At 61.1% G+C, this 24,041-nt stretch carries 23 protein-coding genes; 21 read left to right on the forward strand and 2 right to left on the reverse strand.

Annotated features, from left to right (window positions below; translation table 11 throughout):
* Position 1 precedes the first annotated feature (1 nt).
* The 8 genes from B4383_RS21720 (at position 2) to B4383_RS21755 (ending at position 8,868) form a co-directional block, all read left to right on the forward strand.
* Positions 2-529, forward strand: a complete 528-nt coding sequence (locus tag B4383_RS21720; protein ID WP_078293260.1) for an aromatic-ring-hydroxylating dioxygenase subunit beta — start codon at positions 2-4, stop codon at positions 527-529.
* Positions 530-540: 11 nt separating this feature from the next.
* Positions 541-795, forward strand: coding sequence for a hypothetical protein (locus B4383_RS21725; protein ID WP_078293261.1), 255 nt, complete (start codon positions 541-543; stop codon positions 793-795).
* On the forward strand, positions 792-2,000 hold the full coding sequence (locus B4383_RS21730) for an acetyl-CoA C-acetyltransferase (protein ID WP_078293262.1): 1,209 nt from the start codon (positions 792-794) through the stop codon (positions 1,998-2,000). The genes B4383_RS21725 and B4383_RS21730 overlap by 4 nt, the downstream gene beginning before the upstream one ends.
* Entirely contained in the window at positions 1,997-3,352 is a 1,356-nt protein-coding gene (locus tag B4383_RS21735) for an OB-fold domain-containing protein (protein ID WP_078293263.1), read from the forward strand. The genes B4383_RS21730 and B4383_RS21735 overlap by 4 nt, the downstream gene beginning before the upstream one ends.
* Positions 3,342-4,547, forward strand: a complete 1,206-nt coding sequence (locus tag B4383_RS21740; protein ID WP_078293264.1) for an acetyl-CoA acetyltransferase — start codon at positions 3,342-3,344, stop codon at positions 4,545-4,547. Before B4383_RS21735 ends, B4383_RS21740 begins: the two co-directional genes overlap by 11 nt.
* 76 nt (positions 4,548-4,623) lie before the next feature.
* Positions 4,624-5,484: an SDR family oxidoreductase gene (locus B4383_RS21745; RefSeq protein WP_078293265.1), complete on the forward strand. Its 861-nt coding sequence runs from the start codon at positions 4,624-4,626 to the stop codon at positions 5,482-5,484.
* A 16-nt stretch (positions 5,485-5,500) separates the two neighbouring features.
* Positions 5,501-7,138, forward strand: a complete 1,638-nt coding sequence (locus B4383_RS21750; protein WP_078293266.1) for a class I adenylate-forming enzyme family protein — start codon at positions 5,501-5,503, stop codon at positions 7,136-7,138.
* Complete coding sequence (locus B4383_RS21755; protein WP_139360965.1) at positions 7,135-8,868, forward strand: class I adenylate-forming enzyme family protein; 1,734 nt, start codon at positions 7,135-7,137, stop codon at positions 8,866-8,868. The genes B4383_RS21750 and B4383_RS21755 overlap by 4 nt, the downstream gene beginning before the upstream one ends.
* On the opposite strand, the gene B4383_RS21760 is transcribed toward B4383_RS21755, so the two are convergent.
* Entirely contained in the window at positions 8,855-9,877 is a 1,023-nt protein-coding gene (locus B4383_RS21760) for an MBL fold metallo-hydrolase (protein ID WP_078293267.1), read from the reverse strand. The two genes, B4383_RS21755 and B4383_RS21760, sit on opposite strands and share 14 nt — an antisense overlap.
* A gap of 179 nt (positions 9,878-10,056) precedes the next feature.
* Between B4383_RS21760 and B4383_RS21765 the strand changes: the two genes are divergently transcribed.
* The 13 genes from B4383_RS21765 to B4383_RS21825 all read left to right on the forward strand — a co-directional run bounded on the left by B4383_RS21765 (position 10,057) and on the right by B4383_RS21825 (position 23,764).
* On the forward strand, positions 10,057-10,509 hold the full coding sequence (locus tag B4383_RS21765) for a MaoC family dehydratase (RefSeq protein WP_078293268.1): 453 nt from the start codon (positions 10,057-10,059) through the stop codon (positions 10,507-10,509).
* On the forward strand, positions 10,499-11,710 hold the full coding sequence (locus tag B4383_RS21770; RefSeq protein WP_078293269.1) for an enoyl-CoA hydratase-related protein: 1,212 nt from the start codon (positions 10,499-10,501) through the stop codon (positions 11,708-11,710). Before B4383_RS21765 ends, B4383_RS21770 begins: the two co-directional genes overlap by 11 nt.
* 4 nt (positions 11,711-11,714) lie before the next feature.
* Complete coding sequence (locus B4383_RS21775) at positions 11,715-12,875, forward strand: acyl-CoA dehydrogenase family protein (RefSeq protein WP_078293270.1); 1,161 nt, start codon at positions 11,715-11,717, stop codon at positions 12,873-12,875.
* A 35-nt stretch (positions 12,876-12,910) separates the two neighbouring features.
* Entirely contained in the window at positions 12,911-14,212 is a 1,302-nt protein-coding gene (locus tag B4383_RS21780) for an FAD-dependent oxidoreductase (RefSeq protein WP_078293320.1), read from the forward strand.
* Positions 14,212-15,036: a CoA ester lyase gene (locus tag B4383_RS21785; protein ID WP_078293271.1), complete on the forward strand. Its 825-nt coding sequence runs from the start codon at positions 14,212-14,214 to the stop codon at positions 15,034-15,036. The genes B4383_RS21780 and B4383_RS21785 overlap by 1 nt, the downstream gene beginning before the upstream one ends.
* A 272-nt stretch (positions 15,037-15,308) precedes the next feature.
* Positions 15,309-15,713, forward strand: coding sequence for an SCP2 sterol-binding domain-containing protein (locus B4383_RS21790; protein WP_078293322.1), 405 nt, complete (start codon positions 15,309-15,311; stop codon positions 15,711-15,713).
* A gap of 3 nt (positions 15,714-15,716) precedes the next feature.
* Positions 15,717-17,255, forward strand: a complete 1,539-nt coding sequence (locus tag B4383_RS21795) for an acyl-CoA synthetase (RefSeq protein ID WP_078293272.1) — start codon at positions 15,717-15,719, stop codon at positions 17,253-17,255.
* The gene (locus tag B4383_RS21800) at positions 17,252-18,511 is read left to right on the forward strand and encodes a cytochrome P450 (RefSeq protein ID WP_078293273.1); all 1,260 of its coding nucleotides are present in this window, start codon (positions 17,252-17,254) and stop codon (positions 18,509-18,511) included. Before B4383_RS21795 ends, B4383_RS21800 begins: the two co-directional genes overlap by 4 nt.
* An 11-nt stretch (positions 18,512-18,522) precedes the next feature.
* Positions 18,523-19,314 (forward strand): coniferyl-alcohol dehydrogenase, encoded by a 792-nt coding sequence (locus B4383_RS21805; RefSeq protein WP_078293324.1) that lies wholly within the window; start codon positions 18,523-18,525, stop codon positions 19,312-19,314.
* A 45-nt stretch (positions 19,315-19,359) separates the two neighbouring features.
* Positions 19,360-20,724: an aldehyde dehydrogenase family protein gene (locus B4383_RS21810; protein WP_078293274.1), complete on the forward strand. Its 1,365-nt coding sequence runs from the start codon at positions 19,360-19,362 to the stop codon at positions 20,722-20,724.
* Positions 20,724-20,915 carry a ferredoxin gene (locus B4383_RS21815; RefSeq protein ID WP_078293275.1) on the forward strand — a complete coding sequence of 64 codons (192 nt, stop codon included), beginning with the start codon at positions 20,724-20,726 and terminating at the stop codon, positions 20,913-20,915. The genes B4383_RS21810 and B4383_RS21815 overlap by 1 nt, the downstream gene beginning before the upstream one ends.
* A gap of 56 nt (positions 20,916-20,971) precedes the next feature.
* Positions 20,972-22,567, forward strand: coding sequence for an FAD-dependent oxidoreductase (locus B4383_RS21820; protein WP_078293276.1), 1,596 nt, complete (start codon positions 20,972-20,974; stop codon positions 22,565-22,567).
* A gap of 9 nt (positions 22,568-22,576) precedes the next feature.
* Positions 22,577-23,764: an acetyl-CoA hydrolase/transferase C-terminal domain-containing protein gene (locus B4383_RS21825; protein WP_078293277.1), complete on the forward strand. Its 1,188-nt coding sequence runs from the start codon at positions 22,577-22,579 to the stop codon at positions 23,762-23,764.
* Here the strand turns inward: B4383_RS21825 and B4383_RS21830 are convergent.
* Entirely contained in the window at positions 23,748-23,993 is a 246-nt protein-coding gene (locus B4383_RS21830; protein WP_078293280.1) for a DUF4334 domain-containing protein, read from the reverse strand. The genes B4383_RS21825 and B4383_RS21830 overlap by 17 nt on opposite strands.
* Positions 23,994-24,041: the final 48 nt, after the last annotated feature.

Raw genomic sequence — 24,041 nt, forward strand, 5'->3', positions numbered from 1 at the left:
TATGCCGACGTCGCAAACGACTTCTACGGAATTACTGCCTATTCCGGACAATGTGGATCTCTCTGAGGTTCGGCAGTTCCTCTACCGCGAGGCCCGCCACGCCGACGAGGCAGACTACGACGCGTGGGAGGCATTGTGGACCGCTGATGCGCTGTATTGGGTGCCTGCTGCCACCGGTGATCCGCTGCGACAGATGTCGATCATCTACGACAATCGCAGCCGCATCTCCACCAGGCTGAAGCAGGCCAGAACGGGTCGGCGATACGCGCAAGCGCCACCTTCGCGATTGCGCCGCCTGATCTCGAACATCGAATTCCTGGGTATGCGTGCCAACCCCCAGGAGGGTCTGGACTTGGAAGTTGAGGCCAATTTCCTTGTGATGGAGGCACGTCCGCGTGGCACGCATCTGTGGGGAGGGCGTACCACCTACCGGGTTCGGCGGGTGGGCGACGACCTGTGTTTGTCCTACAAGAAGGTGGTGCTGATCGACAACGATCAGCCGGTGCCGACCCTTGGCTTTCTGATCTGACGGAGCGGTGAATGGGAATTGAATTCGACAGTAAGGGACCGGTGTCCATTCCCGGCATCGGTCCGGTGATAGGCAGTGAATTCGCCGAAGTGGCGGTGAGCATTGACAGTCAAGGGAACTCGCCACGCCTTCGGCTGGAGGATCTCAGGACCGGACGTGTTCGGTTTCTTGACGCTCTCGAACTGGAGACGATTATCTGGCTTCCCGACTCGGGCTTGGACAGCCTGCTCGATCCGTCGGCACACAGATGGCGAGGAGAAGCATGAGACGAGCCGCAATCGTTTCACCTCTGCGTACCCCGGTGGGTGCTTTCGGGGGCAGTCTGCGCGCGCTGCGAGCAGAGGATCTTGCCGCACACATCATCAAAGCCGTTGTGACGTCGAGCGGTATCGACCCAGAATTGATTGAAGATGTCGCTTTCGCGCAGTCTTATGCGAACTCCGAAGCGCCATGCATCGGCCGGTGGGCTGCGCTGCACGCGGGTCTGCCAATCGGTGTGCCCGGACTGCAGACCGACCGCCGCTGTGGAGGGGGACTCCAGGCGGTCATCACCGCGGCGATGATGGTTCAGACCGGCGCTGCCGACGTGGTGCTGGCCGGCGGTGTCGAATCCATGAGCAATATCGAGTACTACACCACGTCCGCACGGTGGGGGTCACGTGCGGGCAATCAAAAGCTCTTCGACCGGTTGGAGCGAGGTCGCGAGCTGTCCCAGCCGATCTGGCGGTTCGGAGCGATCAGCGGAATGATAGAGACTGCGGAGAATCTGGCCGCTGACTACGGGATTGACCGGGGCGCCGCGGATGCGTTCGCCGCTCGCAGCCATCAGCGGGCCGTCGCTGCTCAGACCGCGGGTGTGTTCAACAGCGAGATAGTTGCGGTCGAAGTGCCGCAGCGCCGCGGTACGCCCATTCTGTTCGATGCCGACGAGGGTGTACGCCCGGACACGACAATCGAGAGCCTGGCGAAACTCCGCACGATCTCTCCGGACGGCACTGTCACTGCTGGCAATTCCAGCCAACAGAACGATGCGGCGGCAGCGTGCCTTGTCGTGGCAGAGGAGCGGCTCGAGGAGCTCGGGCTCGAGCCCATGGGCTACCTCGAAGGCTGGGCGGCGGTCGGCTGCGAGCCTTCGCGCATGGGCATCGGTCCGGTGGGGGCCGTCGAAAAACTGCTCAGGAAAGCAGAACTCACCTTTGATGACTTCGATCTGATCGAGATCAACGAGGCGTTCGCGGTTCAAGTGCTCGCAGTGTTGTCCGGTTGGGGCCTGAAGCTTCAAGACGTCGAGGACCGTCTCAACGTGAATGGATCCGGCATTTCGCTCGGGCATCCGATTGGGGCCACCGGCGTGCGGATTCTCACCACGATGCTGCACGAATTGCGGCGCAGCGGAGGAGGTCTGGCGCTGGAGACAATGTGCATCGGTGGAGGCCAGGGTTTGGCTGCGGTGTTCCGGGGGGCGTCATGAGCGTGGGCCTGCTCTCTTATGCCAGTTACCTGCCTCGATATCGGCTCAGTGGTGACGACATCGGGTTGCGTCGAGGTGACCGCGTAATCGCTTCCTATGATGAGGATTCCACCACCATGGCGGTCGCGGCCGCCATGGCGGTGGTGCCGCAGGGGGCAACACCCGCGGCGGTCTACTTCGTGACCAGCACACCAGCATACGCCGACAAGACCAACGCCACGGCCGTCCATGCGGCCCTGGGCCTGCCTGCGACCGTATTTGCCGTCGATATGTGTGGTACCGGCCGCAGCGCCTTTGCCGCGGTGACCACGGCGGCCCGGCACGGAGGATTGGCTGTTGCGGCCGACGTGCGCGTGGGGCGGCCCGGTTCCGCCGATGAGAAGCTTGGCGGTGACGGGGCGGCTGCCCTGCTGTTCGGCGAAGGCGATCCGATTGCGGAATATGTTGCTTCGCACTCGGTTACCGAGGAGTTCTTGGATCGGTGGCGCGATCCGCAGGCAGCTGTCGGCGCTCAGTGGGAGGAGCGTTTCGGGTTCGAGCGATACGCTCCATTGATTCGGGCGGCCGCCGAAGGTGCGTTGAGTGCCGCCGGTGTCGGCGACGCCGATCACGTGGTGCTCGCCTGCCCCAACACCGCAGTGTCGAAGCGTGCGGCAACCCTTGTCAAGGGGCAGAAGTCGGTCGCTACTTCGCCCATTGGCTTCAGCGGCTCGTCGGATGCGCTCATCGGGTTGTGTGGCGCGCTCGACGTCGCACAACCGGGGGACACGATTTTGGTGCTGTCGGCAACCGACGGATGTGACGCAGTGGTGCTGAAGGCGACCGATCGCCTGCCCGAGGCCCGCCAACGAGTGCCGTTGTCCGATCAGCGCGCCGGAGGCATGATTTTGCCGTATGTGACCTACCTATCCTCACGAAACCTCGTGGAGACGGAGCTACCACGACGCCCTGAGCCCGACCGCGCGGCAGCACCGCCGGCGGCGCGTGGTCGATCTTGGAAATTCGGACTCTCCGGATCATGCTGCCGAGCATGTGGTTTCGTGCATCTGCCACCAGTCCAGGTGTGCCGTGCATGCGGGTCCTCGGACGAGATGAGTGCGGCGCCGGCCGCATATCTGGGCGGCACGGTGGTGACGTACACGGTTGATCGATTGGCGTTCTCTCCGTCACCGCCGATGGTGCAGGTGGTCATCGATGTCGACGGTGGCGGGCGATGCACCCTGGAGCTCGCCGATGCGCAGAGCGCGGAGCTTGCAGTGGGCACTCGTGTGAGCTTTGCGTTCCGGCGTCTTTTCACGGTCGGTGGTATTCATGATTATTTCTGGAAGGCAGTGCAAACTCGTGGCCAGTAACGGAATCGGCGGCAAGGTGGCCATTGTTGCTATGGGGTGCAGTCGCTTTGGTGAGAGGTGGGATGCCTCCACTGACGACCTGATCTTGGAGGCATACCGTGAGTGCCTTGACTCCACGCAGGGGGTCACACAGGACGATGTGGATGCATATTGGCTGGGAACGCTGAGCTCGGGGCTGGGCGGGCTGACACTCAGTCGTGCCATTGGCAGTGACGACAAGCCCGTCACTCGCGTCGAGAATTTCTGCGCAACCGGGTCGGAGGCCTTCCGCAATGCCTGCTACGCGGTGGCCGCGGGCGCCTATGACGTTGTGATGGCTGTGGGCGTGGAGAAACTCAAGGATTCCGGCTATTCGGGGCTGCTCCGGCAAGACCCGCCCGGGGACGGCACGGCACCGGAGATCTCGATGACCGCTCCGGCGGCCTTCTCGCTTCTGGACCCGGCCTACTGTGCGCGGCACGGCGTGCACCCCGATGAGATGCGCGCGGCCATGACTCATGTCGCATGGAAGAACCATGACAATGGCACCAGAAATCCCAAGGCGCAGTTCCGATCATCCGTGGCACGCGAGACCATCGATGGCGCCGCGAAAGTGGCGGGCCGGTTGGGTGTCTTTGACTGTTCGGGGGTGTCCGACGGTGCCGCATGCGCATTGATCGTGCCCGCTGACCGCGCACACGAATACACGGCCACCCCGGTGTATGTCGACGCGCTTTCCCTGGTTGCCGGTTCCGCCCGCGGATCGATGGATCCGCAGTTCGATTTCACGACCTTCCCCGAAGTAGTGAAGGCGGCCAAGGATGCTTATGCGCAGGCTGGCATCGACCGGCCCGCCGAACAGCTGTCCCTGGCAGAGGTTCATGACTGCTTCACGCCCACTGAGATTGTCCTGATGGAGGACTTGGGTTTTGCAGAAAGCGGCCATGCCTGGAAGGACGTCTTGAGTGGTGAGTTTGATGCAGGAGGTCGGTTGCCCGTGAATCCCGACGGAGGGCTCAAGTCGTTCGGGCATCCTGTCGGAGCCAGCGGTCTGAGGATGCTGTACGAAGTATGGCTGCAGTTCCGTGGTGAAGCTGGAGCCCGGCAGCTGTCCGACCCGCATACCGCCCTCACACACAATCTCGGTGGTCGTCCGGGCAGTTGCGTGTCCTTTGTTTCGGTGCTCTCCCGTACACCGGGCGGCAATCGGTCCTAGGACGGGCTGCTGTCGGCGTGGTGCCGTCGATTTCATTCAAATATATTGCTCAGTTTGGCTATTCAGAGGAGTTCAGGTGTCCGGAGTGCAAGATAGAGTCGTCATCGTCACAGGGGCTGGCGGCGGCCTGGGTCGGGCCTACGCGCGTTTTCTGGCGGCTCATGGTGCTCTGGTGGTGGTGAATGACCTTGGTGGTGCCCGTGATGGGGTCGGGGCGGGCACCACCATGGCAGATGCAGTGGTCGAGGAGATTCGCAGCGAGGGCGGACGTGCTGTGGCCAACTATTCGTCAGTGGCCGACGCCGAAGGGGCTCAGGCGATCATCGATACGGCGTTGTCGGAGTTCGGTGCTCTGCACGCCGTGGTCAGTAACGCAGGAATCCTGCGCGATGGCGCATTCCACAAGATGACCGACGACAACTGGGATGCGGTCCTCAAGGTGCATCTCTACGGTGGCTACCAGGTCATCAGAGCCGCTTGGCCGCACCTGCGAGAGCAGAAATTCGGCCGCATTGTCGTGGCGACATCGACGAGCGGTCTGTATGGAAACTTCGGACAGGCGAACTACGGCGCGGCCAAGGCAGGCTTGGTTGGTCTCATCAACACGTTGGCCATCGAAGGCGCGAAGTACGGCATCACTGCCAATGCGGTGGCGCCGCTGGCCGCGACCCGTATGACCGAGGACATAGCGCCTCAAGAACTCTTGGACAAGCTTGATCCTGCGCTCGTGGCCCCCGCGGTGGGCTACCTGGTGTCTGACGAAAACCAGGACACAGCATCGGTTTTCGTCGTAGGCGGCGGTCTGGTTCAGCGAGTCGCGCAGTTCCAGAGCTCAGGAGTGACCTTCTCGTCACCGCCGGATCTCGCGGAAATCTCGGCGCAGTGGTCGACAATCAGCGATATGTCCGAAGCGAAGCTCGGCACCAATCCGGTGTGACGAGGGAGAGCGGTAAATGAGTCTCCTTCCGTCAGCCCATGAGTGTCGGCTCACCGAGTCATATTGGTCGGCTGACCGCAGCGTGCCCCTCATCGCCTGCACGGTGGGAGATCTGCTCACCCTCAGGGCAGTCGAGTGCCCCAACCGGGAGGCGGTAATCGGCATTCGCCATGGCGACGGTGCTCTGATACGTCTCACCTATGGTGAGCTGCTTGACGAGGCATTGAGAGTCGCAACTGCTTTGACATGGCTGGTCGAACCCGGGGATTTCGTGGCACTGTGGGCGCCCAATGTAGTCGAGTGGACGATCATTCAGTACGGAGCGGCATTGGCGGGCGTCGTCCTTGTCGCGTTGAACCCCGTCCTGCGCGAATCCGAGCTCGACTATGCCTTGCGACACTGCAAGGCCGCGCTGCTGCTGCACGCCGACACCTGTCGCGACTACAACATGGCCGAGGTTGCCACGCGTGTCTGCGCCCGCGTTCCCGGAGTGCTCTGTGTTTCACTCTCGGACACCGAGATGTGGCGATCCACGACCGCAGACTCTGAGGCGGCGCGGCGCGCGCCAGAGAACTCGCAGCTTCCGGTCATGCTCCAATACACGTCCGGTACATCGGGGCGTCCGAAGGCTGTCCTGCTCACCCATCAGGCGTTGGTCAATGTCGCAAAGTTCACGATGGAAGCCGTTGGCGTGCAAGAGAGCGCGGTATGCGTGAATCCGCTGCCCCTGTTTCATACCGCGGGGTGTGTGATTGCTACGCTCGGGCCGCTGTGGCTGGGTGGTACTGCGGTGATCTGCGAGCGTTTCGAGCCCGCGGCGTTGCTGATGACACTTCGCGTTGAGAGTGCCGAGGTGCTGTTCTATGTGCCCGCGGTACTTGATGCGCTGCTGATGCATCAGCGCGCCAGTGGGCATGAGCCACCCAGCCCGCGCATCATGTTAGGCGGTGCCTCGACGGTGTCCCCAGATCTCATAGACGGCGCAGCGTCGACATTCAACGCCAATGTGGTCAACGTGTATGGGCAGACGGAGCTGGCCTCGGTGGTGACCGTAACGCGACCGACCGACGCTCGCCACGATCAGCTGTTCTCCGTCGGTCGTCCACTGCCCCATGTGGATTGCAAGATAGTCGACCCAGTCACTGGTGAGGTGCTCGCGGTGGATCAGGTGGGGGAGATTTGCGTGCGCGGGTATCAACAGCTTGTCGAGTATCTGCACGACCCCGAGGCCAGCGCGCGAGCACTCGACCCTGAAGGGTTTGTGCGGACCGGCGACCTCGGGGCCATGGATGCTCGTGGATTCCTCACCGTTGTGGGCAGACTCAAAGAGCTTATCATTCGCGGTGGCGAGAATATAGCTCCGGCTGATATTGAAAGTGTTGTCAGCCAACATGATCGCATCGCTGAGGTGATTGCGGTGGGATTGCCGGACAAGCGCCTCGGTGAGATTGCCGTGGTGGTCTGTCGAGTGACCGGCGGCCCGTTGAGTGGTCTGAAGGACAGCCTTGTGGAGCATGCCCGTGCAAGCTTGTCTCCGTTCAAGGTCCCCCAACGGTGGTTTGTGGCAGAGAGTTTTCCGGTCACCCCGACGGGGAAAGTGCAGCGGTTTGCAATACGTGATGCCATCGTGAACGGAGAGCTGCCCGAATTATGACTATCGGCAACGATATTGATGTTCGACGGCAGGTCCTGCGCGATCGCTTCCCGATATGGCGTCCTTACACACTGTCGGACTGGCTTGATAAGTGTGTGACCGCTTTTGGGCAGAATCCATTCGTGATCACCGACGACGTGACCATGACCTACCGTGACGTCGCGGATCAGTCCTGTTGGCTCGCGGCAGGGCTGAGAGCCCTGGGAGTATGCCCGGGCGACCGCGTGGGCATACTCATGGCCAACTATCCCGAGTTTGTCACGGTCAAGTTCGCGATAGCCCGAACGGGCGCCGTTGCGGTGCCGTTCAATTACCTGTATCGCACTGAGGAACTAGCCCATGTCCTTGCTGATTCCGGGTGCAGCGTCCTAGTGGCGATGACGGAGTACGGCGGGCTCGACTACCAGTCGATGCTTGACAGCATTGCGCCGGGCTGGGATGAGCCGGGATTCGCTGATCGGACGCGCGGTGACGGCGCCGCACCGGCCTTGCGTCATGTGGTGCTGTTGCAGACCGGACGTCCGTTGCGGCCGGGCACGATGGCGGTCTCGGATCTGACGTACATCGAGTGCACCGATGACGATGTGCGGCCGTCGAGGCTCAATCCGCATGGGCCGGGGGACATGCTGTACACGTCAGGCACCACCGGTTCCCCGAAAGGTGTGCTGGTTTCCCATGACGGTGTGCTTCGCACCGCGTACGCGTCCGCACTGACCAGAGCCTACGAGGACGGCCGCCGGATTCTCTATTCGTTGCCGTGCTACCACATGTTCGGCTACGTCGAAGGCCTGCTGTCGGTGATGTACGTTGGAGGTGCGGTGGTGCTGCAGCCGACATTCAGTGCCGAAGGATACTTTCGCGGGATCGAGAAGCATTGCGCCACGGATATTCTCTGCGTTCCCACGATGGCGGTGGCGCTGCTGGAGAGCCCGAATCGGGCCAACTACGACCTCAGCACCTTGACTGCAATCCTGTGCGGCTCGGCTCCGGCGCCGATATGGCTGTGGCAACAGATAGAGCGAGAACTTGGCGTGAGTGAGATCGTCACCGGCTACGGAATGACCGAGTGCGGGGGCGCGATGACACTGACGCTGCCGGAGGATCCGCTTGAGTTGACTTCCGAGACGGTGGGGCGTCCAAAACTGGCCGGTGCCGCCGGTATTGCCGGCACGGATGCTTTGACGAACTACCGCGTCGTGAGTCGGGACGATGGCGGTGATGTTCCCTCCGGCGCCGAAGGTGAATTGGTCTCCACCGGGCCCACCACGATGCTGGGTTACTGGAATCAGGTGGGTGAAACTGAGCGCGCGGTCCGGGCGGGGTGGCTGCATTCGGGCGACTTGGGGCGAATCCGTACCGACGGCTATCTGCAGCTCGCAGGCCGCAGTAAGGAGCTCTACAAAAGTGGTGGCGAGTTGGTCATGCCCAAGGAGATCGAGGACATGCTGGCCGGTCACGAGGGCATCAGCCAGGTGTTCGCAGTTGGTCTGCGTGATGACCGTTGGGGCGAGATCGGTTGTGTGGTGGTCGTGCCCACGCCCGGGTCGGTGATCACCGAAGAGGACGTGTTTGCGATATGTCGTGCCAGGCTGGCGCGTTTCAAGGTGCCCAAAAGAGTAGTCTTCTGTCGCGCTGAGGATCTGCCGACGACGCCCACCGGGAAGGTCCAAAAGTACCGTCTCGTGGAAGTTCTCAGTGCGGCCAGCCCGAAACAAGTCACGCAGGCGTGAACACCTGGCCCTCATCGGTCTCGTGAGCGGTGAGGCTGTGTTGAGCTGCCAGCAGATCCAGATGCGCGAGCACTTCCAAGACTGCCGTCATGCGGTGGACCACGTCCAGCTCGTCGAGCCGTCTCCGCCGGCGGGTCCAGCGCAGTCGCTTCGCTACTCCGTACGCGGATGATGTCTCGGCGGAGACAATCGTGGCTATGGATTCGAGCCGCTCACGATGATGATCCAGCAATTCCTGCGCCCGACTTCGTGTCCTGCCGGTGGTGGGCCCGTGTGCCGGAAGCATCTGTGCATCCGGAAGGTCAAGAAACAGCCTCAGCGATGACATGTATGACTGCAGCGGCATGGCTTCGGGGGCACGTTCAAAGGCGATCGACGGTGTGATGCGCGGCAGCAGGTGGTCGCCGGTGAAGACGGCTGCTCGTGCACAATCCTGAAACACGGTGTGTCCGCGCGTATGCCCGGGCGTCGACCGCGCAAGGATGGTGGTGCTTCCACAATCGATCAGATCACCGTCGTCGATCCATCGATCCGGCGGCTCAAAGGGAACGCCCTCTTCGTAAGGTTCCCAATGCAGTGCCTCGATATCCGCGGCCAGTCGGCCTGCGCCGGCGCGAACGAGCAGCGCGACTTGGCTTGGGTGGACGCCCTCCAGAGCAGTGAACGCCTCGATGCTGTGGCGCTCCTCTCGGCCCAGCATGAGTTCTATGCCAAACGTGTTGCGCCATTGGATGGCCAGGGAATAGTGGTCCCAGTGTTGATGGGTGACCAGGATCCTGCGCACGTCCGAAGGCGTGGCGCCCAGCATGCGCAGCGCTGCCAGCAGCACCGTCTCCGAAGGTTCATACGCCCACCCCGGGTCGATGAGGGTGATTCCGTCCGGTGCGGTGATGACATAGGCGTTGACGGCCTTGAGGTCGGGCAGCGGCAACGGCAGCGGAACTCTGCGCACGTACTCGGAGACCTCGTGGGCAGCGTCGGTGTCTCCTGAGTGTGGCCGAGCCCCCATCGGCAGCCTCCTGCAGCCCTATGAAAAATTAAACTTAAAATAGAAAATCAGGTTAGCATGCCTAACTGGTGGTGCTTTAGGGCCCGTCTGAAGTATTGAAAGCATGTTCAAAATTGAGTTTCCTCTCGTCGCTACGGGTTGGCGGCGAGGTCCTTATGTCGAGTTGAGGAGTCGTGTGCATGGAGGTCTTTTCCAGCATCAGTGAGTTCGAGGGGGCCGCCGGTCGTGAGCTGGGGCCGACGGACTGGAAGCAGGTCACACAGGACAGGGTCAATGGTTTTGCCGATGCGACCGATGACCATCAATGGATACATGTCGACCCGGATCGCGCGGCACAGGGGCCATTTGGGGGAACCATCGCGCACGGATTGCTGACCCTGTCGCTGCTGCCCACATTCATGCATGAGCTGTACCGCGTGGAAGGGACATCCATGGCAATCAACTACGGGCTGAACAAGGTTCGCTTCATCACTCCGGTTCCGGTGGGTGGTCGGCTCCGCGCTCGCTCCCGTATCGAGCACGTGACCCGTCTAGACTCTGCGGTACAGGCAACCCTGGTCACCACCATCGAGATCGAAGATGCATCAAAGCCTGCCGCTGTAATCGAATCGATCGTGCGCTATGTCGGCTGACCTGTCGCGCGAGACGAAGGTTGCCGTGGCTCGGGACCTTTACCGGACGTTGGCGGCTGGCGACCGTGAAGGATTGCAGGGGCTGCTGCACCCCGGCTTCACTGGTCATGCTGCGGAAGGTCTTCCGTTGAACATGGGCGGTGACCATATCGGCATCGACGCTATGTGCGAGAACCTGTGGTGGCGCATTGGCAGGCACTTCAGAGCACGGGCGGTGCCGGGGGATTTTCAGCTGATGGACGACGGCCGACTCATGGTTGCGGGCGCCTACCGTGGTTCGGCCCGAGGCAGCGGAAACCCCCTGGACGCGGCGTTCATCCACGTGCTGAAGTTCGCTTCTGACGAACGAATCATCGCTCTTCATCAGCTGACGGACACCGCGGCTTGGCGTGCGGCGTTGGATGGGCCAGATCGGCTGCAGACCATTGATTTTCAGGTCGACTCTGGCCTGGCTACGATGTGCCTGAATCGGCCCGATGCGCGGAACGCCATTGATCTGCGAATGGCGGAAGAGACGCTGGAGGTGGCGCGTCGAGTTGCCGCGGACAACAGCATTCGTGCCGTCCTCATCTGTGGCAACGGACCGGCTCTCACCGTGGGCGGGGATATCGCATACTTTCTCGACAACAGTGCGCAAGGTCTTGGAAATCTCTCCGCGAAGATGACGGCGCCATTCCATCAGGCGTTTGACATCTTGAGCCGCATCAACGCGCCGATTGTCACCGCAGCGCAGGGGGCAGTTGCCGGTGGGGGATTGGGGTACGTGTATGCGGCCGACATCGTGGTGGCGTCCGATGACGCCAGATTTGTGACGGCCTTCTCTGGAATCGGGCTCTCCGGTGATGGCGGTGGGACCTGGCATCTTCCGCGGCTGATCGGGCCTCGACGTGCCGCAGCGGCGTATATGCGTAACACACCTATCAGCGCGATGCAGGCCTACGAGTGGGGGCTGGTCAGCGAGGTTGTCCCTGTGGGCGATCTTCGCTCCCGTGCAACAGAATTGGCAATCGAACTGGCCAACGGCCCCACAGTGGCCTACGGGGTCATGCGGTCTCTGTTGAGAGACAGCTGGCGTAATGACCTGCCCACTCAGCTGGCGGCAGAGACGCGTGGGGTCAGACTCACCGGAGACAGTAGGGACGCGGTGAGTGCCATGCAGGCGTTTGTCAACAAGACCGTTCCCACATACGGAGGGCAGTAGACCCATGACTAGCCTCATCCAAGACGGCGACGAGCACCGCGCCATACGGGAGAGCGTCGCTGGAATCGTCGATCGTTATGGCGCGCAGTACTTCATACAGCGCAGCCACAGTGGTGAAGGCATCGAGGAGCTGTGGAAGGATCTCGGTGCTGCGGGGCTGCTGGGCGTCCATCTGCCTGAAGAATATGGCGGCGGGGGCGGCGGGATGAGGGAGGCCGTCGTTGTTGTCGAGGAGCTGGCAGCTCATGGGTTCCCGCTCCTCATCTGGGTCATATCGCCTGCGATCTGCGGAAACATCCTGCTGCACCATGCATCTGAAGAAATGAAGCAGCGGTGGCTCCCGGACATAGCGGCAGGCAGCCGCAAGATGGCCTTCGGGCTGACCGAACCCGATGCCGGGTCTAACAGCCACAATGTCAAGACAGTGGCGCGCAAGACCAGCAGTGGCTGGGCACTGACCGGCTCGAAGTACTACATATCCGCGGTCGATCAGTGCGACGCGATCTTGGTTGTTGCGCGCGATGGCGACCTTTCCACACCCGATGCACCTCGACTGTCGCTGTTTGTGGTGCCCACAGACTCTCGTGGGCTGACATACCAGAAGATCGAAACGTCCATCGTTTCACCCGACAAGCAGTTCACGGTGTTCTTGGACGAGGTCGAGCTGGGCGACGACGCCTTGATTGGACGGGCTGGCAACGGATTACGGCAGGTGTTCGATGGGCTGAACCCCGAACGTATCCTGGTGGGCGCAATCTGCGGTGGGATAGGCCGTTACGCGATAGACAAAGCATCCGATTACGCGCGTCAGCGCGTGGTGTGGTCCACACCCATCGGCGCGCACCAGGGCGTCGCACATCCCCTGGCCGAGTCACACATCGCCGTCGAGCTCGGCCGTCTGGCGACTGCACACAGTGCCGAGCTGTTCGACACGGGTCTGTCAGCCGGAGAGGCGGCCAACATTGCCAAGTTCGCCGCGTCGGAGGCGGCGCTCGTGGCACTCGACCAAGCCATCCAGACGCACGGCGGCAACGGGCTGTCCCACGAGTACGGCCTATCGGAATTGTGGTTCGTCACAAGGCTTATGCGCACCGCACCGGTGAGCCGGGAGATGGTCCTGAATTATGTGGCCCAGACGTCGCTGGGCTTGCCTCGTTCTTACTGAGTTCCCCACAAAACATCAGGAAGAGGATCGATATGGTGACTGAACAGGATTTCGATGCAGTCGTGATTGGCGCGGGAGCGGGCGGCTTGTTCACCGCGGCGCGCCTGACGCGGCAGGGGTATCGCACACTTGTCATCGAGCGACTCGACAAAGTGGGTGGCCGCGCATCCACGGACGAGGTTGACGGCTTCAAGGTCAACAACGGTGCAATCGTCATCGAGGTCGGCGGGATCACCGAACAGACCTGTCGTGAGGTTGGTGCGCGGTTCGACATCCGTGAGCCGAAGCCCCCAATTCTTTACCGGATCGGCGGTAAGGATGTCGACGTCACGGGAGGCGGGTGGGGCTTTCTGCTGAGCAGGCTGACCCGGCAAGGAGCCAAGTTGGTCAAGGGAATTGGTGCGGCCCGCAACGATTCAGGGTTGCCGGAGGACGAGATTTCCACGGCCGAATGGGTGTCGAAGTACACGAAGAACGAGGGTGTGCACGGAATATTCCGCAACATGTGCGCGTCGGTCTTCGCAGTGGGATCTGAGGACCTGCCCGCGCGTGTCTTCCTCACCTATTTCACTCGCAAGAGTGCTTTCAAACGGTTTGGGTTCCACCCCGAGGGCACGATCGGACTGTGGCGATCCCTCGCCGAGGTCGTGGAGGAGGGAGGTGGCCAAATATGGCTTTCTGCAGCGGTGGACAAGATCCTCGTGGAGGGCGATGCCGTGACCGGTGTCGAAGCCACGCGTGACGGTGGCACCGTTCGCATCAACAGTCCGTTGGTGATCAGTGATGTCGGGCCGGCCGCGACGGTGTCCCTGCTCGGCGAGGAGACCGTGCCTGCCGAGTATCAGGCTCTGGTCAAGAACGCCGATCGGCCGACCTCGATGATCTCGGTGAATTTCGCAAGTCGTGACCGTCTCGTCGATGTGCCCGGGATGCTCAGCTTCGCGCAGTCACGCCGGTTGGCCTACATCGCCAATTTCACCGATCTCTGTCCGGAGATGGCTCCCCAGGGGTGGCATCTGTACGTCGGCACGGCAGTCCCCAAACCCTCGATTGGAGGTTTCGACGAGGCGACGGAGACGGGCTACCTGTTAGACGATCTGCGCGACAACATCAGAGACTTCGACACGCGCGCACGTATTCTCAACATTGCGATCACCCGCGATGACTGGCCTCCGCAGCGTGCTGTCGCAGGGTTCGACCTCTCACACGAGACCCCATTTCGGGGACTGTGGAATGTGGGAGACGGTGTCAAGGAGTACGCCAACGGAGGCACGACCGCGTGTGCTGAGACGGCCAAGCTTGTGGTGGACAAGATCGTCTCGAGAACCGTGTCGTGATGAACGGCCTCAGGCGTCGACTGGGCTGGGCTCGCAGTCTGCTGTTCGTACCTGGAGATCGGCCTGAGCGCTACGCGAAGGCGGCCGGCAGTGGTGCCGACGCGATAGTGATCGATCTCGAGGATGCGGTGGCTCCACACGCGAAAGATGTTGCACGCGAGGCGGCCAAAGGCTGGCTTGCCGCCGGCGAATACGCGATTGTGCGCGTCAATGGCAGCGATACCCAATGGTATGCGGAGGATATTGCCTTGGTTGCTGCCTACGGATGTCCGGTGATGCTGCCCAAGGCGCGAGGCTCGTCACATATCTCCACAGTGTCAGCCCAGCTTCCGCCCGGGACCGAGTTGATCGCACTCATCGAGACGGCGGCGGGAGTGTTGGCCGCTCCGGAGATATGCGCGACAGCCGGCGTGGCGAGGGTGGCATTCGGCAGCATCGATCTCGCGGCCGAGCTCGGGATCAGTCCCGAAGCGCATGAATCATTGGCGTACGCGCGAAGCGCGCTCGTGATGTCTGCGGCAGCTGCTAGACAGGCGCCCCCGCTCGATGGCGTCACCACCGCCCTGAACGATGAGGCACTGCTGGTTTCCGATGCGGCCCGAGCGGCTCGGTGGGGGTTCGGCGGAAAGCTGTGCATCCATCCACGTCAGGTTTCCGCGGTGAACCTACAGTTCACTCCGTCTTCGGAAGACCTCGCCTGGGCTCGTCGTGTGACGGCCGCAACGGACAGCGGTGCATCCGTCATCGCCGGGCAGATGATTGACAGACCCGTGATCGAACGCGCAGTGCGAATGCTGGAAAGACATTCGGCCTGCGGCAGGTGATGGGTCATATTTAAGTCAAAGTTAGATTCTCCGGCGGCGGCGCCGAATGTGCCTAGTGAAGAACGGATGAGCAACGGCGACCTGTTGTGGCGTCCAATGCCCACGCATGTAGTTTCGACAAGATGCAGGAAGTTTGCCGTCACACCCGGCTGTCCATAAGTTGACTTATGGACGGCCGGGTGTGACGATGCTCATAGCAGTGCGGGGCTGCGGTAAAGGTCCAGGCGTTGGGCTGGCTATAGTTTTGAATAGAAAATAAATTAAGGAGCATGATGGGGTTCAGTGACTCGGCCGAAGTTGCCCGATACATCGGTGGGATCTTCGAGACCGCTTTTGATGATCCGGAGATTGGGCCCAAGCTGGTGGGAACGGGGCTGGTTGTGGCCTTCGATTTCACGGAGCCCGATGCGGTAGTGGTCATTGATATGGCTAACAAGTCTGTGCGAGAAGGGCTTGACGGCGGATCAGCGCCCAGCGCCACGATGTCTATGACCGCGGATCTCGGTAGTGCCTATTGGCAGGGCAAGGTCAATCTCCCGCTGGCGATGGCTAAGAAGAAGATCAAAGTCGAGGGTAATGTCGCTAGCCTTCTCAAACTGGCACCGCTCGGCAAGAAGCTTTATCCCTCTTATATCGCACGTCTCAAGGCAGACGGTCGCGACGACCTCTTGGTGTAGTTCATGTTCCCTGGTTTTCATGCGATCTCGGCGCCGGATCGGCCGGCTGTGATCATGGCAGACACGGATCGGACCCTCACCTATGGCGAGCTTGAGCACCGTTCCGCCTCCATCGCGACCGCACTGCACGGCATGGGGCTGCGTAGGGGCGACGTGGTGGCGTTGCTTTCGGACAACACTCTTGAAGCCTTCGAGATCTACTGGGCGGCAATCCGGTCAGGCCTATACATAACCGCTGTGAATTGGCACCTGGCGGCGGAGGAGGCTGCCTACATTGTCAATGACAGTGGCGCGCGTGTGCTGTTCGCCTCCGCAGGGGTTGGCGAGCTTGCACAGGAGATTGGACCGCTCACGTCCGCTGTCGGCAGCCGGTATTCGTTCGGTGGTCACATCGCTGGCCACGAGCCGTACGAAGTGTTGGCCGAGGGGGCCGGTGCCGCGCTGCCCGACCAGCCCCGGGGCGCCGAGATGCTCTACTCATCGGGAACTACGGGGCGTCCTAAGGGAATCAAGCCGCCGCTGCCAGACTGGCAGGTCGATCAGCCGGGCGATCCGTTGGTGAACATGCTGCAACACGCGTTTGGGATTTCCGCCGAGGACAGATACTTGTCTGCGGCTCCGATCTATCACACGGCCCCACTGAAGTGGTGTGGTGGCGTCCACTCGCTGGGTGGCACCGTGGTGCTTATGGAGAAGTTCGATCCCGTCAAAGCGCTCGCGGCGATCGAGAGCTACCAAATCACTGTCACGCAAATGGTTCCCACGATGTTCATCCGGATGCTGCAGCTGCCTGAGGGGTTGCGGAAGGCATTCGATACCTCGTCCTTGCGTCTTGCGGTGCACGCTGCCGCTCCGTGTCCTCCCGACGTCAAGGAGGCCATGATCACCTGGTGGGGACAGATCGTGGTTGAGTACTACGGAGCCACCGAGCAGCACGGCGTCACCATGATCAGCAGCGAGCAATGGACGGCGAAGCGGGGTTCAGTTGGCATGGCCGTGCTCGGCGTGCTCCATATCTGTGGAGACGACGGCGCAGAGCTTCCCCGCGGCGAAATCGGCACCGTCTACTTTGAACGCGATGTTCCGCCGTTCGAGTACCACAACGATCCTGAGAAGACCGACGAAGCAAGGCATCCGAGGCATAGAAACTGGTCGACCGTTGGAGATATCGGCTATGTCGACAGCGACGGATACTTGTTCCTCACGGATCGCAAGGCCTTCATGATCATCTCCGGTGGGGTGAACATCTACCCGCAGGAGATCGAGAATGTTCTTGCGTTGCATCCGAAGATCTCCGATGTTGCCGTTATTGGCGTGCCTGATCCCGAGATGGGTGAGCAAGTCAAAGCCATTGTTCAGCTTCGAGACGGTTTCACCGGATCGGACGAGCTTGCATCTGAGGTGATCGACTATGTGCGCGAACGCATTGCGCGCTACAAGGCGCCACGGTCGGTCGATTTCGTAGACGAACTTCCCCGGCTTGCCACCGGCAAGCTGGCCAAGGGAAAACTATTGCAACGCTACGCGGAGGCAGGAACATGACGGTTCAAGCACAAGCTCTTGGAAGAACATTCGACCCCGTGAGCATCTCACCACTGAGCTTTTGGGAGATGACCAACGAGGAGCGGGAGGTTTCTTTCAAAATTCTGCGCGATGAGCGGCCCGTCAGCTGGCATCCGCCGATCGAGGGTGCATTGATTGCCCCCGAGGTGGACGGTGTGTGGGCGGTCACCCGCCATGAGGACATCGCCTACGTGAGTAAGAATCCCGAGCTGTTCTGCTCCGGTGAAGGCGTCATGATAGAGGCGTTGCCCGAAGATGTCTTGGAGGCAGTCATGTCCTTCCTGGCGATGGATGGTGCGGAGCACTCCAGCACGCGTCGGCTGATCAGCTCGGTCTTCACTCCGCGGCAGATCGCCAAGATTAAAGATCAGATCGAGAATCAGGCGGTTACGATCGTCGACGACCTGCTCAAAACCAAGGAAGGCGACTTCGTCGAGCAGGTCTCCAAGCGACTGCCCATGTGGACCATCTACGAGATGATCGGGCTGGCACCAGAAAAGCGTGAGAGCGGTGCGCACCTGGCCGACGCCATCATGGGATGGAACGACGCCGACGTGGCGGCCGGCCGTGAGCCCGGCGAACTGTTGATCGACACTCTGGTCGGTCTGCTCGAGCTGAGCCTTGAGCTGACGGAGGAGCGCCGGGCGCGTCCTCAAGGTGATATCGCCAGTCTGCTGGTCGAAGCTGAGATCGATGGTCGTCGGCTTACCGACGAGGAGATAGCGGCCTTCTTCGTGCTGCTGTCCGTGGCCGGCAACGATACGACTCGCAACACTGTGTCGTTTACTACCATGGCATTTCAGCAGTTTCCGCAGCAGCGCGCCCTGCTAGAGCAAGACTTTGAAGGGCGAATCAAGGTCGCCATGGACGAGTTCGTCCGCTGGTCGAGTCCTATTTCAACCTTCCGGCGTACCGCCACTCAGGACACCGAGATCAAGGGAGTGGAGATCAAGAAGGGTGACTGGGTCGTGATGATGTACGGCTCAGGCAATCGCGACGAGCGCGTCTTTGGCAACCCCGGCGTTTTCGATATCACGCGTTCCCCCAACCCGCATGTCGCATTCGGCGGCGGTGGCCCGCACTACTGCATGGGGGCCTTCTTGGCCAGGATGCAACTCGAGGCGCTGTACCGGCAGTTGATCTTCCGGGCGCCGACGCTGCGCGTCGGTGAACCAACCTACATGACAAGCAACTTCGTTAGGGCTGTGAAATCGCTGCCCTACACCCTCACCTGATCGGAGTGTCCATGTTCGAATTCACAGGGAAACGCTATGTGGTCACCGGCGCGGCCTCAGGCATCGGGCAAGCCGTCGCGGAGCAACTACTTGCGGCTGGGGCCGACGTAACCAGCCTGGACCGGAATACCCCGAAAATATTGGTTGACAAGCATATTGAGGTTGACCTGGCAAGCCCGCACAGTATCGACGCTGCGCTTGAATCCTTGGTCGGTCTGTACGACGGACTGATCAACGTGGCAGGTATCCCGGGGACCGCGCCCGCCGACGTGGTGTTCTCCGTGAACAGCCTGGCGGTGCGCCACCTCACCGAGGCATTCTTCGAACGCCTCATCGCCGGTGGGTCGGTGACCATCGTGTCCTCGACAGCTGGATTCGGTTGGGCGGAAAGGCTTGAGGGCATCCGTGACCTGCTTGCCACCGACACCTTCGAAGAAGGCGCGCAATGGTTCAAAACGCATCCTCAGGATGGCAATGCCTACAACTTCTCCAAGGAGGTCACGACCGTCTACACCATGTCGATGGGCTTGGCTATGGCGCAGATGGGCCTGCGTATCAACGCAGTCCTTCCCGGCCCGGTAGAGACACCGATCTTGGCAGACTTCGAAGAGTCAATGGGTAAAGAAACACTGGACGGGCTTAAGGAACTGCTTGGCCGTCATGCCAATCCGGATGACGTCGCTGCAGCTGTCTTGTTCTTGGCCTCCGATGCCGCACGCTGGGTCAACGGCCAAGCGATTGCGGTGGATGGCGGTATCACCGGCGCAGTGGCAACAGGCGTCGTGCCTACCCCGGACTTCTGAGGAGAATCAGTGACTACCCCTTTCCCGATCCGGTCCGATGATGTGATGGCTGGCGGCGGAGTATTGGGCGATCTGCGGCGCGTCTTCGCTACCGGGCGCACGCGGTCGTTCGAATGGCGGATTCGACAGCTCGAAGGCATTGAAAACCTATGTCGGGAGGAGGAATCGGCAATCGCGCATGCCCTGGAACACGATCTTGGGCGTGGCTCATTCGAGGCATGGATGGGCGATATCGCCTCAACCATCGGTGAGGCGACCTACGCACGAAAGCATCTCAAACGGTGGATGCGTCGTCGGCGTCAATCCCTCCCGCTCGCGCAGCTCCCGGCGCGCGGCTGGGTGCAATACGACCCGTTGGGCGCGGTGTTGGTGATCGGGCCGTGGAACTATCCCGTTTACTTGAGTCTGGGCCCGTTGGTAGCGGCAGTCTCCGCAGGGAACTGCGCAGTGATCAAGCCTTCGGAATATGCTCCCGCTACGTCAGCCTTGCTGAGCAGACTCATTCCGCAGTACCTGGATCCAGCAGCGATCCGTGTCGTAGAGGGTGACGTGCGGGTGACTCAGAGCCTGATTTCCGAAGGGTTCGACCATATCTTGTTCACCGGCGGAACTGAGGTCGGAAGCAAGATCATGGCTGCCGCCGCGCCAACGCTGACACCCGTGACCCTTGAGCTCGGTGGCAAGAGTCCAGTCATTGTCACTGCGGATGCGGACCTCGATGTCGCGGCGCGACGGGTTGTCTGGGTCAAACTGCTCAATTCGGGCCAGACCTGCATTGCCCCAGATTATGTACTGGTCGACAGCAAGGCTGCCGACAGCTTCATTGAAAGGGTCGTATCGACTATCGCCGATTTCCGCTCGGGGGAACCTGCTTTGGCCCAGCGAATCGTGAACTGGAGACAGTTCGAGCGGCTACAGAAGCTGATCAGTACGACCTCCGGGACTGTGGTTTACGGCGGTGGTATGGATCAGGAGCGATTGAGTATCGAGCCCACCGTAATCGTGGACCCTGCGCCTACGGACGATGTGATGGCGCAGGAGATATTCGGCCCGGTATTGCCTATTATACGTGTTGAATCATCAATTGCTGCAGCAGAATTCGTGAATTCAAGACCAAAGCCACTGGCACTCTATGTATTCGCGGGAAGTCAGCGTGCCGGTCGCACACTTGTCGACACAATTCCGTCGGGCGGTGCAGTCATCAATCACGTCGCCATGCATTGTTTGGTCCCGCAGCTACCGTTTGGCGGTGTCGGAGCCAGCGGGATGGGGGCCTACCACGGCCGCTGGGGATTCGAGGCGCTGAGCCATCGCCGTGCTGTGCTGGCCAAATTAACCAAGCCGGATCCAGCAGTTATGTACCCACCCTATTCGAACCGAGCGATAGCGATCATGAGGCGGTTGCTCTGATGAGCGTGCATGTAGACCGGACTAAATGCTCGGGGATCGGCCTGTGCGAGATGACCGCACCCGCGGTGTTCGTGATCGGTGATGACGGCCAATCTCACGTACTGGTCGAAGACCCTGCGGATGGTGAGTACGCGGCTGCCATTGAAGCCGAGTCGAATTGCCCAGCTCGAGCGATTTCCATCGAAGAATGAGCTGTACGGCGCTTCACCGCCACGAGCCCCCTGTTCGTTCCACCTAGGAGTCAACGATGGCTTTCGTCATTACCCAGAATTGCTGCACGGACGCCAGCTGCGTTCCAGTCTGTCCGGTCGACTGCATTCGTCCCATCCCGAGCAAGGACGGCCAGCCCGCACAGATGCTCTATATCGACCCGGAGACCTGCGTCGATTGCGGTGCATGCGTCGAAGCATGCCCCGTCGATGCGATCTACCACGAGGATGAGTTGCCGGATAACCAAACGCTATACCGCGAGATCAATGCAGATTACTTTGTGGGGCAACCGCTGGTGATCAGGCCGATAACTCCGATTGACAGGCCGGACCCCATCGACCGCGGCGCGTTGCGTGTCGCCGTGGTCGGTGCCGGCCCTGCCGCATGCTATGCCGTATCTGAACTGGTGCGGGTCAAGGGCGCTGTGGTGAATGTCTTCGAGAAACTGCCCACCCCATACGGTTTAGTCCGTTTTGGCGTCGCACCTGACCACCAACGCACCAAGGGAGTGGTCGCAAGCTACGAAACAGCTCTCAAGAATCATGACGTGAGTTGCTTCTTCAACGTCGGGGTGGGCCACGACCTCAGCCACCGTGAACTTCTCGATCACCACCACGCGGTGATCTACGCGGTTGGGGCTTCGAAGAGCCGAGACTTGGGAATTCCCGGCGAGCAGTTGTCTGGCAACCATGCGGCAGCCGATGTAGTGGGTTGGTACAACGGGCACCCCGATTACGCCGATCTCGACATAGACCTGTCCGGCCGTCGCGCGGTGATCGTGGGCAACGGCAATGTGGCGCTGGACGCAGCACGGATATTTGTGATGAATCGTGACGATCTGGCCGCGACCGACATAGCAGAACATGCGTTGACTGCGTTGAAGGCGAGCTCGATTGAAGAAGTGGTGGTTCTGGGGCGCAGGGGTGCGGCCGATGCCGCCTTCTCGATAGGAGAATTGCTTGCGCTCGGGAACCTTCGTGATGTCGACGTGATTATTGAGGGCGATATCGGAGAGCGGCCCAAGGACGGATTCGACCGAATGCTGAAATACGACACTGTCCGTCGATACGCCGACCGGTTGACCACCGCTAAAAATCGCCGAATTGTATTGAAGTTCAACACAAGACCGGTAAGATGTGTCGGCGAGCAGGCCGTTCGCGGGCTGTTGACAGCCGATGGCAGCGGGGAAGGCAGCATCGAGACGTCACTGGTACTGCGGTCGATTGGCTATCGGGGTGCGGTTGTCGATGGACTGCCATTCGATCAAGAATCGGGAACTGTGCCCAACGAGACTGGCCGGGTGGTGAGTGACGACGGCGAAGTGGTGTCCGGCGTTTACGTGACAGGCTGGATCAAGCGTGGCCCTCGCGGCGTCATCGGCACCAACCGGACCTGCGCCCATGAGACGGTCGGCGGTCTTCTCGACGACTTCCGCAAAGGCTTGTTGGTCAGGGAGGTGGCGGACAACAAGTCTCTGGAAAGCCTTCTGGATTTGCGCGCCGTCAGTGTCGTCGATTGGGACGGCTGGCGCGCCATCGATGCCTTCGAGCGTGAGCAGGGAGCGGCTGCGGCCCGTCCGCGAGTCAAGGTAGTGGAGATTCCTGCGTTGTTGGCTGCCGCACGGGCGCAATAGAAGAGCGCTATGTCGGATACGGATCTGTCGATGTCGTTGCGTCGTCTCGCCGGAGCGTCGACGATCATCGCCTTAGGCGATGGGGTCGGGGCGGTAGGAACCTTGGCAGATGGCACATCTTTGTGTGAAAGATTGAGCTACTACGCCGATGACGTTGGCGAGGTGTCGTTGATCCTTGGGTGGACTCCTGTCGCGCCGTCGGGTCTACGACCGGATGCTTTCGCCCAGATATTCACCTTGATGCCGGGGTGGGGAGTGCGAAGCCTGCTGACCCACTCGGCAACGCGTTCCCTGCCGACCAGCATGTCGGCAATTCCTGCACTCTTATCGGGACATCTGCGGCCCGATGTTCTTATTGCCAGGATGACTGAACGTCATGATGGTCTGCATTTCTGTACCGAAGTATCTTGGCAGCAAGCATTATTCGAAGCAGGAGTCGAGATATGGGCGGTGCTCGACAGATCCGCGAATACGGCCAGCGCCGAGAACTCGATCAGTTCGGACGCGGTGACGGTGATCGGGTATGCGGGGGATCGGCCAGCCGAGGTGCCACCGCGACCACCGGATCCGATCCACGAGGAGTTGGCGGACAGAGTGCTGAGTCTTGTTCCAGAGGGGGCGCGGATGCAGTACGGCCCCGGCCAACTGGGAACCGCTCTGCTCGAACGTGTGGATCGACCCATCGGCATCGACACGGGGCTGCTCACCGATGCCGTGATTACCTTGGAGCGTAGGGGATTTCTGCTAGGCGAACCGTCTGCAACTTATCTGCTGGGCAGTGATGAGCTATATGACTGGTCCGACGGACGCCCTATTCTTCGCGGTATAGAACACAGTCATGATATGACTCGGCTGTCTCGGGGTACGCCGTTCGTTGCGGTCAACACCGCTATCGAGATCGATGCGGTAGGACAGGTCAACGTCGAAGGCGTTGGCGACAAGGTGGTGGGTGGTATTGGTGGGCACCCCGACTACTGCACGGCGGCGCGGCTGAGCCCAAAAGGTCTGTCCATCATTGCGGTGCCGTCACGATTCGGTGGCCGCTCGCCGTTGGTGTCGACGCTGAGCCGGCCAGCGTCAACACCTGCACACGATGTCGAAGTCGTTGTGACCGAGCATGGCCATGTCGATCTGCGCGGTGCCGATTGGTCTGAGCGGCGGAGGTTGATCGCCGACTTGTTCAATCTGACGCCCTGAACGGTTCGGTTGCACGAGCATAGGCCCGCTGCAGGATGCAGTATGCGGTCTCGGCGGCTCCGCGGGGTTCGGTCGTGCAGAGGATGGCGATATCGTCGATGGTGCGGAAGTAGTCGCTGACGGGTTGGCGGTCGTAGATCATGGCTGCATGCACGGTGCCTTGGTAGTCGGTGAGGTGTAGTCGTCCCAATGGCTGGTCGGTTTGGATCTGCGGGCGGATTGTGGACAAGTGGGCGGGGTTCGTAGCGAGCGCGGCAGTAAGGCAACAACGAACAAT

This window comes from Mycobacterium sp. D16R24, from assembly GCF_002013385.1.
GTDB lineage: Bacteria > Actinomycetota > Actinomycetes > Mycobacteriales > Mycobacteriaceae > Mycobacterium.